Genomic DNA, 13,032 nt, shown 5'->3' on the forward strand with positions numbered 1-13,032 from the left:
AATACAAGTTAATATAAAAAACAAAAGGCTACTTTTTCAAGTAGCCTTTTGTTTTTTATCACCAGATTCTATTAGTATAAGTCGATACTTAAATATTCATCTTCACCTGTTATTAATTGTTCATTTCCCGATATTTTAATATAATTCTCTTCGTTCTCATACCAATAAACTGAGAAATAAACACTTTCGGGCAAATCTATATTAGCTCTACCATTTTCATCTGTAGTAACTGTTATTCCTTGCTCTAGCTTTTCAGGAAAATCATAAATCAATTCATTGACTTCATTATTCTGATAAATCAATATTTTCTGATTAGGAACAGAAGCATTTTCATCACTATTAAGTGTGTAGAATTCCATATTCACGGTAAAATCTTCGGTATCCCAAACTAGATCTTTATTTTGATCAGCAATTACTTGAACTACTCTTTTGAATTCATACTTCAGCCGCTCTTCTTCTAAATAAGTCTCAGCTGAAACCCAGTAATCTCCTTCCTTTAGCTGCTCAAAATCGATGACACCTTTTTCATCAGTAATACCTTCTTTAATGATAAGATCATTTGCCTTCGAAATAACTTTAAAATAAATTCCAGACAAAGGAGTCCCCTTTTGCGTTAATGTTAAAGTCAGATTAGCACTATCTTTAATTGTAACTTTTACTTCATTATCGTCTTTACACCCAAACATAAAAACACTTACAAATAAAAGTATATATAATTTCCTCATTGATTAATTCAGTTAACTGTTATTTCATACTCAACTTCTCTCACATCTCCAGGTGATACATTTTGTCTCCCTAGGTAATTATTACTTTCTCCATCTAAATAATAGATATAGAATCTTTCAGCAGTTGGTAACTTTAAAGAAACTTGTCCCTCTCCATTAGTAGTGGTTTGCATGCCTCTTTTCATAATATCTTCAAAGGGCATATCTAAATCAAACCCAAATGCATCCTGAACTATTAATAACTGAGCTCCATTTACCAGCTCCTCGGTATCAGCGTTAATTATTGTAATTTCTAATGTTCCTAAATGAATATCACTTTCAATATTAATTTGTTTTTCAACTGCTTCTCCGGCCAATACCTGAACTCCAAGATAAGTTCCTGGAGTGTATAATAGACCATTATGATTAACATACCAATCAATTAAATACTCACCTGATCGAAGGGTTCCCAAATCAACATTACCGGCTTCATCAGACTCTAAAACTTCCAATAAGCTTTCAGCTGATCCTGGTAAATGTAACATTAGCTGACCATCTGCAACTGGTGCACCTTCTCCATCGACTAACTTAACCAGTAAATTACCGCTGGAATTAAGAACTACATCATAGTCCTCATCGTCATTACAACCCCATACCAAAATGGCTAAGGTGAATAACATAAAAAATCTCTTCATCATATGTTTTTAAGTTATCTAGTAAAATTGATCGCAATTTTATATTTTTTTACATGAAGACAAAATAATTATTTTCATGTTTTATATAAATCTTTTAACTTACCTCTAAAAACATATGAATACTTATCAAAATACAAACAAGCTAAGAATTAGGATCTTATACTTTATCAATAATTGAATTTTCATCAATTACTTTATCAACATCACAACACTTATTAATAATTAAGTCACACCTGACTAATCATCCTTCAAAGAATCTACCGGATTAGCCATAGCAGCACGAATAGATTGAAAACCTACTGTAGCAATGGCTATTACGATATTGATAAACACCCCTGCTAATAAAAATAACGGAGTAAATGATATTCTGTAAGCAAATGAAGTCAACCACTGCTGCATGGCCCACCAGCTTATAGGGGCCGCTATGATGAAGGCTATGAATACCAGCTTAATATATCCTCTTCCAAAAAGCATAAATATGCTGCCAACCGAAGCTCCCAGCACTTTTCGCACTCCTATTTCTTTCGATTTTTGTGATACCAAAAAGGAAACCAATCCTACTAAGCCTAAACAACCGATAGAAATGGCTATAGCTGACATAATTTTGAACAGACTAAAAACCGTTTGCTCTGACTCGTAATTTTTAGCCAGTTCTTCATCTAAAAACTGATATTCAAACACATAACCTGGAAATAACTCATTCCAAACTGCCTCAATATCAGCAATTGTTTCAGGCATCTGATGTCCATTTATTTTTACTCCTAATTCAAAATAAAAAGGTTTGTACTGAAAAAGAACCAGAGGATCAATTTCAGACTGTAGGCTGGTCATGTGAAAATCCTTAACCACTCCTACAATAGGAGCGTTTATACCTTCTATACCAAACTTAATTCTTTTACCAAGAGCATCTTCAGGGTTACTAAACCCTATCTTACGCACCATGCTTTCATTAACTACCAGTTCATAGTTTTCCAATCCTTTTTGCTCATGAGTGAACCAGTTGCCTGCCAATAATTGTATATCGTAAGTATCTTTATAATCTATATCCACAGCCTTAAGCTGAGTATTCATACTCTCTTTTATTCCTTCTGCAAAAAAGTTAGACTCCAGATTATTATCAGAGGTAGGTGCCCCTAAAGCAAGTGATGCTTCTTGTACATCTTTCTGCGCAGTCACTCTCTTTTTAAATGCTTCTAGTTTGTTAATATCATTGCCTGAAAAGAATGGGATCATAAGCTTATGCTCCTTGCCAAAACCTAGCGGCTTGTTTTTAAAATAATCCATCTGGGTGGCTATTACCAGAGTAGCTATTATTAGCACTTGCGATACCATAAATTGAAAAGTCACTAACCCCTTTCTCAAGAATAGAGAAGTACTGTTAACATCAGTTATTTTAGTCTTTAAGGCTCTGGCAGGGTTATAACTTGACAAAATCAGAGCCGGATATAGGCCAGAAAGTAACATAACCACTATGATTAGCAATGTAAAGAAGATAATAAAGGTAGGATCAATAACCATAGCCATTGACAACTGCACACCCATTAAATAATTAATAAATGGCATTGAACGTTCTACCACGCCTAAAGAGAATAATGCTGACAAAAAAGTGATAATGAAGGCTTCACTCAGGTACTGAATAATTAGCTGTTTTCTATTAGCTCCAAGCACTTTTCTCATCCCCACTTCTTTAGCTCTTTTCACCGCCAAGGCAGTGGATAAATTAATAAAATTAACACAGGCTATGACCATAATAAAAATGCCAATGCAAGCCAAAACATAGATGTATGTCATATCCATGGTATATTCAAAATTACCTTCCGAATAGGCCTGATCAAAATGCACTTCAGAAAGCGGCTGCAGGAAATACCTTTTCTTCTTACCATTTTCAGAATCAGGATCATATTTTTTCTGAATAGTCAATAAATCAGCATCCACACTCTCTCTGGTTACTTGCTCAGGAAGCTTTACATAGTTATGGATACCACCAATAAATTCCCAACTAAAAATATCAAAACCTATGAACTTAGCCGAAAGAGTAGGATAAGAAGCGATCACACTGAATTGAATGTGAGAATTGGCTGGCGGATCTTGCAGTATACCTACCACTTCCACATCTTCCATATGGTTAAGCCGAAAAACCGCTCCAATGGCGTTATCACCAAAATGCTTTTTCGCTACTGACTCCGTTATTAATACCTGGTTAGGCCCCGTTAATGGCTTTACTGCACCTTTCTCTACTAACGGATAATTGAATACTTCCAGAAACATAGAATCAGCAAACATGACATCATCCTGAGTCCATTTTTCACCCTCATAAGCCACCTGATAGTCTGTAGGCTCATACACCCTGGTTACGGCCTCCAGCTGAGGCAAGTCATTACGCAGCACCTCTGCCATAGGTGAAGGCACGGCGCTTTCGTATGACGTACCTGAAGCATTAATTCCCTCTGTAACTACTCTGTAGATTCTATCATAATTAGGATTGAATTTATCAAAGCTGAGTTCATTATTTATAAAAAGAAATATCACCACACAGGTGCTTATTCCTATAGTAAGACCTAGCAGATTGATTATAGTGGATACCCTGTTCTTAATCAGGTTTCTAAAAGTTAGCTTAAGATAATTTTTTATCATTTCCTGTAGATAAATAGTTTGTGACCTTTTTACTCATCAGGAGTTATTCAATCAAAATACCATTATTTTAAATAACTGAAAATCAAATTTTTACAAAAAACACATACTGAAAGTGTATTGTAATCGTTACACTTCATTGTTTGTTTCTGATACACTTTAGTAAGTTTACCTTACCAATACTATATTATGAAGACACAAGGTAACATTTTGATAGTAGATGATGACATTGATATCCTGGAAACTGCTCGAATGTTTCTTAAACAGGAGTGTGCATCAGTAGACATAGAGTCTCAGCCAGAAAAGATCGCGGGTCACTTTGAAAGGAAAGATTATGATGTGGTGCTGCTAGACATGAATTTCAAAAAAGGGATGAATGATGGCGAAGAAGGTTTTTATTGGCTCAATGAGATTTTAAAAATGGATAATGATGCCAGTGTTATACTCATCACCGCTTATGGAGAAGTAGACCTGGCAGTGCAAGCCATGAAGCAAGGAGCTACAGATTTTGTACTTAAACCATGGAAAAACCAGAAGCTGCTCGGCACTATCAATTCCGCTTTAAAACTCCGTGAATCTCGCAAGGAAGTTGAAAGGCTTAAGGCCTCTCAAAAAAGCAGCCCTTCTAATAGTAATTCCTTTAAAAATCTCATTGGAGAATCTGATGCCTTAAAAAGGGTAAAAGACCTAATCAGAAAAGTAGCAGACACAGCGGCAGATGTGTTAATTCTCGGAGAAAACGGCACCGGAAAAGAAGTGGTAGCCCGTAATATTCATCACCTTTCTGCAAGAAAAGAGGAAGTTTTTATTCATGTAGACCTTGGTGCCATTAGCGAAACGCTTTTTGAAAGTGAGCTTTTCGGGCATGTAAAAGGAGCCTTTACTGATGCCAAGCAAGATAAACCCGGAAGGTTTGAAATAGCGCAAAAAGGAACCATTTTTTTAGATGAAATAGGCAATTTATCTCTACCGCTACAAGCCAAACTGCTTACCGTGCTTCAAAGCCGCAAAGTAAGAAGAGTGGGATCTAATAAAGATATAGACTTAGACGTACGGCTCATTTGCGCTACTAACATGCCTATCAATGAAATGGTGGCAGAACAGACCTTTAGGCAAGATTTGCTCTATAGAATAAACACTGTTGAAATTAGATTACCTTCACTCCGAGAGCGAAAAAGAAGACATACCTATACTTACAGATCATTTCTTGAAAATTTTTGCTTACAAGTATCATAAACGTAATATACAAATTGCTGAAAGCACCTTAACCAAGTTAAAAACTTACCCCTGGCCTGGCAATATCAGAGAACTACAGCATGCAGTAGAAAGAGCGGTAATTTTAAGCGAAACCGATACTATTAGCAGTGTGGAATCCTTTGTGTCTACCCCTCACCGACCTACGGCTATTCTTAATGAAGAGAAAACACTGGATGAAATGGAAAGGGACTTTATTCTGCAAACGCTGGAGCGGAACAATGGCAATGTAACCAAAACAGCCAAAGTGTTAGGCCTTACCCGAACCGCTCTCTATCGCAGAATGCACAAACATGGTATTTAAGGCATAAACTTAAGACATACCGGTGTAGGAATCTCCGACTCCACTCCTATATCAATAAGCTCTCCTGTAACATCATCAATTTCGTAAGTAATTACATTATTAGTGTTCTGATTTGCCACTAACAAAAACTTACCAGAAGGATCAATAACAAAGTTTCTTGGGCCATCACCTTTAGTAGTCTGGTGGCCTAAAAGAGCAAGTTCACCACTCTCTTGGTCTACTCTAAACATGGCCAAATTATTGAATTTACCTCGATTGGTCACGTATAAGAACCTGCCATTAGGAGTAATGTGAATATCAGCTGATCCTGCATCTGTTACAGTGGTATCTTCTACCGCAGACAAAGTTTGAAAAGGCCTTAATTCTCCATTATCTAAGATATCCAACGACGTTACTGTTCCTTTAAGCTCATTGACCACATAAGCGATTTTCTTAGAAGGATGAAAAGCTAAATGTCTGGGTCCCGAACCTGGTTGCAGCTCAGTGTCACGACCGGTAGACTCTAGAGTATCTTTGCCTTCATCTAGTCTATACGGAATGATCTTATCTATACCCAAATCTACAGCATAAACATAGCCGCTCTTAGTAGGCCATACACTGTGAGCATGAGCAGACTCTTGCCTGCTGGTAAGACCTCTACCAGTATGCTTCACATGCATCTTTTCTGATAATGCACCTTCATCATCTATAGAAAGTAAAGTAATAACACCATCAGCATAATTGGCCACCAATGCATAGTTTCCTGAAGGGTCTATGGATATAAAACAAGGAGCTCCTCCCTCTGAAGGAACATGGTTAATTTCTCTCAAGGTACTATCAGAAGTAAACTCATAGGCATACACATCTCCTTGAGGCAAGCTATCTGTTCCCATAGTTTCACTTACAGCGTAAACATACTTTCCATTACTATGAACAGTTAGATAAGATGGATTCTTAATACCTCTATTAATTGAAACCTGGCTTAACTTACCAGTACTTTTATCCATAGTATAAACATATATACCTTCTCCTTTTCCATCAACATGGTCTTCTTTCTCTGTATAGGTACCTACAAACAATAATCTTTTATCACTCTCTGGTATCATGGCAGTAGAATCTTCATTACCTGTTTCCTTTACACTTTTTGATTGCTGACACGACAGACTTACTACCCCTAACAAGGATAGTATAATAATTGATCTTAGCATTTTATAATTCATAGTTAAGATTGATGCTTAAATATAACCATTCCTATTAGAAATCCGCCCAATTCTAAAAGTTGAAACAATTATTATCTTTGAAAAGGTATACAAATCAGGAATTTATGTAGTTCTTTTAAAAACTGATATGAAGTTTTATAAAAAATTCAGCTTTAAGGTTATCATTAGGATCGTATTCATCCTGATAGTTATGATTGCTTTTGCCCGGATATTTGGTGATCCGAGGTTATTTTTCAATCATATCATTTTATCGATTGTACTTATTGTGCAAGTATGGGAGCTGCTGCGGTTTATTAACATGACCAATAGAGAGCTGGCCAAATTCCTTCTTTCCATCAAACACAAAGATTTTACGGTCAACTTCAATAAATCTCCTGTAAGTGAGTCTTTTAAAGAACTCAACCAGTCTTTTAACGAAATTATAACCAGTTACAAACAAGCACAAATAGCAAACGAAGGCCAATTTCACTATCTGCAAATGGTAGTGAATCATATAAATGTGGGCATCATGTCCTTAGAAAATGACATAGATATAGTGCTTATGAACCAAACGGCAGAAAACTTACTACAAGCCAAAGGCATTAAAAATTGGAATATTCTTAAAGGAAAACACGCCTCTTTTGTTTATGAAATTAACCAGCTACAGAATAGTGGCAGAAAGCTGGTGAGCATAGAAAGTGGCAGTAACCGAACGCTTTCTGTGGAGGTAAACTCTATGCAGTTACTTGGCAAAACCTATAAACTGATCACTTTTCAGGATATTAAAGATGAAATAGAGCAAACAGAGTTAGAGGCATGGCATAAGCTCATTCGTATACTTACCCATGAAATTATGAATAGTGCCACCCCTATTTCATCCCTTACGGAAACTATGCAGGGCATGCTTAGCAAAAATGGTGAGCAGATACCACTTTCGGACTTAAATGAAGAAATCATAGAAGATCTGCGCTTTTCATTGAAGACCATACAAAAGAGAAGTGATGGCATGCTGGCTTTTATAGATGATTATCGTAAACTAACCAAAATTGCCAACCCTAAGCTGGAGATGGTACAGGTAATGGAGTTATTTGCTGACATCAAACTACTCATGAAAAAGCAGCTAGATGAGCATGACATATCTCTGACTATTGACACCAGCATTTCTGATATTCTTTTAGATAGGCATTTGTTAGAACAAGTCCTTATCAACCTGATTACCAACAGCATTCATGCCTTACATGGCAGACCATCGCCTTTTATAGAGCTACGTGCAGAAAAAAGAGAGCAGCGCGCAGTAATCAGTATTAAAGACAACGGACAAGGTATCCCCAAAAAAGAAATGAGTCAGGTTTTCGTGCCCTTTTACTCCACTAAAAAACAAGGATCAGGCATAGGCCTTAGCCTCACTAAACAAATCATGTATTTACATGGCGGATATATAAAAATCGAATCTGAAGAAGGTGAAGGAACTGAGATTAAACTGGTCTTCAGAAACCAATGAAACGTATGAATCAGCATAAAAAAAGCCGGCGTATTAGGCCAGCTTTTGTATGCTATCTTCAGTTTTTAATTAATAATCACCATCTCCTCCATAATCACCGCCACCACGGTCTTCTTTAGGCCTGCTTCTTTGATTAAGTCGATAAGTAAAGTGAGTAAAAATTGTCTTGATCTCCATTGAAATTCAGATTCCTGATAGAAGTTAGAACCAAAAGTTTCTCCTCTGTATTTACGAGAGTTGAGTAAATCTCTCACATTAAGAGCAAGCGTTCCTTTGCTATCAAGTATCTCTTTACTAAGGCCAGCATCAATAGTATAAAAGGCCTTTCTCCTACCTTGGGTACTCCTCTCCGGAAGCTCTGTACCTGCCGCTCAGCTGAAAATCAAAGGCATCAAACAAGGTCATTTTTGAAGTAACTCTGGCTGACATTGTGTAGGTATCACTAGACAAGTCCTGTCCCTCATAATCTCCATCTGTAGCCTGGTGGTAAAAATTAGCATTACCATTTAACTTCCACCAATCTCCCACATCTTGAGAAACTGTAAACTCCACTCCATACGAATTCCTTTGACTCAGGTTTTGAGGCATAGAAAAGATCACAGTGTCACCGTTTACCTGATCCTGATAGCTAACTCTATCTATAACATCTGTGGTATAACGATAATACACGCTACTATATACCGAGCCTGAGCTCCATGTTTTTAAATATCCTATCTCATAAGCATCAGTATATTCAGGGTCCAGATCCGTATTCCCTGAGCGAATACTCCTTGGGTCAGTATAACTAAAGAATGGGTTAAGATTCCAAAAATTAGGTCTGTCTAACCTTCGGCTATAACTGGCCTGTATGGAGTTTTCATTAGCCAACTCATAAGTAATATGGGCGCTTGGGAAAAATCCAATGTAATCTTTATCAGCACGTTCGCCTGTAGTTACTAACTGAGTAGTGATGTCAGTAAGCTCAGAACGTACACCTACCTGATAAGAGAAGTTGTTTATTTTATTACCGTAGATAAAATAGGCTGCATAAATATTTTCATCATATTTGAAGTTATTACTGAAGTCTGATAATTGCTCAAACTGCCCTTGCTCATTCTGTTCCTCTACCTGATAGCTGTTATCTATGCTTCTGATATTGGCTCTTAAGCCCGCTTCCATCTTACCATTTTCTGAAAATGGATAAACATAATCAGTCTGAAAAAGAATGTTTCTTTCAAACTCTTCATTATACGATCTTTGGAAAAGGTTAGGATTAAAATCTTCACCTGAACTTGGTCTGGCACCTTGACGCTGCTCTGAGTCTTCTACTTCATCACTTTCTCTATATTGTAAATCAGCAGTAAGCTTATGGCCTTTATCATTAAACTCTCTGGTATAATTAAGAGCAAAATCCATATTATCCTCATCTTCCTTCTCATTATCCGTACGCAATGAATCCGCCAAAAGCACTCTATTGCGATCATAATTTCTATAGGTAAGATCCGTAGTATTGTCTTCATCTGAAAAACGGTACAGACCTGATGCTGTTAAGGTACTCTTATCATCCAGATAAAAATCTGCTCCCGCCCTTATGTTATGAGAAAAACCTTCTCTATTTCTGTCTCTGTCTGTAGTTCTATAAGTGCTATAACCATCATTAAAAAACTCCTGTCTATCATAACCAGAGCCTGGGCTGTTTCTGTAATTAGTACCATAATTAAAGAACATGTTTACCCATTTCTTTCTGTAATTAACATTAGCAGAAACTCCAAAATCAGCAGGATAACCTCCATTTACAGTAAATGAACCATTTATTCCCTGATTCTCATCCTTTTTAAGTATTATATTGATGATTCCCGCATTACCTTCTGCCTGGTATCTTGCAGATGGGTTAGTTACCACTTCTATACGCTCTATAAGATTACCTTGCAACTGTCTTAATGCGTCAGTACTGCTAATTCCTATTAATCCGGAAGGCTTACCATTAACCAGAATCTTAACATTAGAGCTACCTCTTAGGCTCACATTACCTTCAATATCTACATTTACAGAAGGCACATTATCTAATACATCTGCTGCACTAGCTCCTATGTTACTTAAATCTTGACCTACATTAAACACACGTTTGTCGAGCTCCATTACCATCTGGCTCTTTTCGCCTTTTACTACTACCTCCTCCAATGTTTCAGCATCCGGATTCAAGGTGATAGACCCTAAATTAGCTACCTTTTTGCCAGCCCCTAACTCCACAGAGTAGTATTTAGGGTTATAGGAGATGAACTCCGCTCTTACTACATATTTGCCTTTATTTTTAATAGGAATGGAAAAATTGCCCTGCCCATCAGTCACTCCACCAGTAACCAGACTGCTGTCAGAAGCTTGCAATACACTCACTGATGCATATTCAAGTGGCTTACCACTGTCGCCATCCATAAGCTTTCCCTCCACTCGAAAGCCCGATTGTGCATAGGCTGAACCTAAAGCTGTAAAAAATAAAATAATAGGTAATAAAATTCTCATACGCATATCTCATCTCAATTTATAGATGCAAATGTAAGACAGTCATCTGATCTAAATCTGAATAAATTTTGAAGAAAATCTGAAGTTTGAAATTGCTGGACTTTCCTTCTATAAAAGGTTAATATTTTGTGTAAGCGCTATGCAAGGAGAACAGTAAAATAGCATACATGTTTACTTAAATTTCACTGAAACAATATGTCGCCCCCCTTCCTGTGTATATTTCACAGAAAAATAATTGATCTCACAGATTTTACTGACAATGGCTAGACCTAATCCAATAGAATCTTTACTTTGATTATTCTTACGAAAGCGCTCAAACATATGCTCAGCAGGCATAGTAAGTGGCTCTCCCGAATTACTTATAACTAGCTCATTATTGGTAAGGTTGACTTTAATAAACCCATTAACATAGTTATGTCTGATAGCATTTTGAAAGAGGTTATTCACCAGAACAGCCGCCAAGGTAGGATCCATATACACTTTCACTCCTTCGGCAAGATCAGCGGATATCTCTATAGACTTTAACTCCATCAATTCTTTAAAATCAAAAATGAGCTGACTTATGAGCACCTGCAGGTTTACCTGCTCTTTATTCTCAAATTCCTTGTTTTCAATTTTAGTAAGTAAAGAAAGTGCTTTATTGAGTTTAGATAATCGCTGCACAGAGCTTTGCGCAGAACTTAGCAGTTCTACTTGCTCATCCGTAAGATTTTCTGATCCTAACAACAACTCTAGCTTACCATTAGCGATGGCCAATGGCGTTTGCATTTCATGAGATGCATTCTCAGAAAATTCCTTCAAGGCTTCATAATCATCTACTACTTTTTGAGTCATCTCACTCACAAATTTATTCAGGTTATCAAACTCGCGCGTGTTAGATTTTTCATAACCTATAGCCTGATGACTTTTTAAGTTAAATCCTCTGATTTTTGATAAGGCAGAATTAAATGGTTTAAAAATGTAATAAGATGCCGCACTCCCCAAAACCAGCACTACTATAGCGAGGATTATAAACACTTTAATTAACGATTCTTGAACACCCTCAGCAATATCATCTTCCTCCACAATGAGATCATAAATTGATATTTTATAGAATCTGCCATCTACTTCACGTACTACATCTAGTTTTATATGAGGCTCCATCCTTAGCAAAGCCACATGCATTACCAGAGTATCAGAATACACTATTTTGGTTTCCTGAGCTTCTCCTTCTATCGGATCTATAATTATTTTATCATGATGAAAGGGCTTGGATAAATGCCTGTGAGCAATCATTTTCTCTGCCCAGCGAAGCCTTTCTCTCAAAAACCTTTGTTGTTCCTTATCTATCTCCCTTTTGATTACCTGAAAAGTAATAGCACCACCTGCCACAAAAACCATCAGCGAAATAGAAAGGTATAAAAGTGTTATTTTTAAAAATAACCTCATGCCACTCTCGTATTGAATTTATAACCTGAACCATACATGGTCTGTATGTAATCATTGCCTCCTGCATTTGTTATTTTCTTCCTAAGATTTTTGATATGCTGATAGACAAAATCAAAAAGAATCAACTGTATCCATATAATCGCCCCACAAGTGCTCTGCAATAGACTGCTTGGTAAGTACTCTGTTTTTATTGACAAGCATATACAGTAACATCTCATACTCCTTCCGGGTAAGCTCCAGTGATTTATTGTTTACCATTACCTCCATAGTATCAGTATTTACCGCTATTTCATTAAAGACTATTTCGTGGGCTCCTGATAGGTTTTTTCGTCTAAAGATGGCCTTTATACGCGCATTAAGTTCAGAAAGGTGAAAAGGTTTAGGCAAATAATCATCTGCTCCCAGGTCAAGACCTTCTATTCTGTCATCTAAAGCATTCTTAGCTGATAAAATCAAAACCCCACTGTCTATTCCCTCTTTCTTAACATATCTTAAAATATCGAGACCATTACCATCTGGCAGCATTAGATCCAGCAAAAGCATATCATAATTATAAGCTGTGAATTTTTCAATGGCCTTTTGGTAGGTAGTGACCCACTCACACACATAGCCTTCCTTATCCATATAGGCCATAATATTTTGAGCCAGCTCTTCCTGATCTTCTACGATAAGAATCTTCATAGAGCTAAGTTATTAATAGTTTTTGAAGATAATCTGAAGCAATATCATAAAGCTTATCTATTTTATTTAAAATTAATCTAAATAGTCTTGTCTTAAAATCCGCATTGCTATAAGTTTGTCACTTATTTTAAATCAGTCTAAATTAACACTAGTATAA

At 36.6% G+C, this 13,032-nt stretch carries 10 protein-coding genes and 1 pseudogene; 2 read left to right on the forward strand and 9 right to left on the reverse strand.

Translation table 11 applies throughout. The annotated features are described in order from the left end of the window. Positions 1–71: 71 nt before the first annotated feature. The 3 genes from LVD15_RS23420 to LVD15_RS23430 form a co-directional block, all read right to left on the reverse strand. Positions 72–725, reverse strand: coding sequence for a SpaA isopeptide-forming pilin-related protein (locus tag LVD15_RS23420; RefSeq protein WP_233777610.1), 654 nt, complete (start codon positions 723–725; stop codon positions 72–74). 8 nt (positions 726–733) lie between these two features. After that, positions 734–1,402, reverse strand: a complete 669-nt coding sequence (locus LVD15_RS23425) for a hypothetical protein (RefSeq protein ID WP_233777611.1) — start codon at positions 1,400–1,402, stop codon at positions 734–736. A gap of 234 nt (positions 1,403–1,636) precedes the next feature. Then, positions 1,637–4,033: an ABC transporter permease gene (locus LVD15_RS23430; RefSeq protein ID WP_233777612.1), complete on the reverse strand. Its 2,397-nt coding sequence runs from the start codon at positions 4,031–4,033 to the stop codon at positions 1,637–1,639. A 186-nt stretch (positions 4,034–4,219) separates the two neighbouring features. Here LVD15_RS23430 and LVD15_RS23435 point away from each other — a divergent pair. Then, a pseudogene (locus tag LVD15_RS23435) lies at positions 4,220–5,588 on the forward strand (sigma-54-dependent transcriptional regulator). Here LVD15_RS23435 and LVD15_RS23440 read toward each other — a convergent pair. Continuing rightward, positions 5,585–6,775, reverse strand: a complete 1,191-nt coding sequence (locus tag LVD15_RS23440; protein ID WP_233777613.1) for a lactonase family protein — start codon at positions 6,773–6,775, stop codon at positions 5,585–5,587. The pseudogene LVD15_RS23435 and the gene LVD15_RS23440 overlap by 4 nt on opposite strands. A 139-nt stretch (positions 6,776–6,914) precedes the next feature. On the opposite strand from LVD15_RS23440, the gene LVD15_RS23445 reads away from it, so the two are divergent. After that, positions 6,915–8,267 (forward strand): sensor histidine kinase, encoded by a 1,353-nt coding sequence (locus LVD15_RS23445; protein WP_233777614.1) that lies wholly within the window; start codon positions 6,915–6,917, stop codon positions 8,265–8,267. A 65-nt stretch (positions 8,268–8,332) separates the two neighbouring features. On the opposite strand, the gene LVD15_RS23450 is transcribed toward LVD15_RS23445, so the two are convergent. The 5 genes from LVD15_RS23450 to LVD15_RS23465 all read right to left on the reverse strand — a co-directional run bounded on the left by LVD15_RS23450 (position 8,333) and on the right by LVD15_RS23465 (position 12,875). Continuing rightward, entirely contained in the window at positions 8,333–8,578 is a 246-nt protein-coding gene (locus tag LVD15_RS23450) for an outer membrane beta-barrel protein (protein WP_233781002.1), read from the reverse strand. Positions 8,579–8,597: 19 nt separating this feature from the next. Further along, a complete protein-coding gene (locus tag LVD15_RS23455) occupies positions 8,598–10,766 on the reverse strand; it encodes a TonB-dependent receptor (protein ID WP_233777615.1) in 2,169 nt (722 codons plus the stop codon). A 171-nt stretch (positions 10,767–10,937) separates the two neighbouring features. Continuing rightward, the gene (locus LVD15_RS23460; protein WP_233777616.1) at positions 10,938–12,194 is read right to left on the reverse strand and encodes a sensor histidine kinase; all 1,257 of its coding nucleotides are present in this window, start codon (positions 12,192–12,194) and stop codon (positions 10,938–10,940) included. Then, the gene (locus tag LVD15_RS27175; protein ID WP_306416769.1) at positions 12,191–12,412 is read right to left on the reverse strand and encodes a helix-turn-helix domain-containing protein; all 222 of its coding nucleotides are present in this window, start codon (positions 12,410–12,412) and stop codon (positions 12,191–12,193) included. Before LVD15_RS27175 ends, LVD15_RS23460 begins: the two co-directional genes overlap by 4 nt. Further along, positions 12,306–12,875, reverse strand: a complete 570-nt coding sequence (locus tag LVD15_RS23465) for a response regulator transcription factor (RefSeq protein WP_306416770.1) — start codon at positions 12,873–12,875, stop codon at positions 12,306–12,308. The genes LVD15_RS27175 and LVD15_RS23465 overlap by 107 nt, the downstream gene beginning before the upstream one ends. Positions 12,876–13,032 lie beyond the last annotated feature (157 nt).

This window comes from Fulvivirga maritima (genome assembly GCF_021389955.1).
GTDB lineage: Bacteria > Bacteroidota > Bacteroidia > Cytophagales > Cyclobacteriaceae > Fulvivirga > Fulvivirga maritima.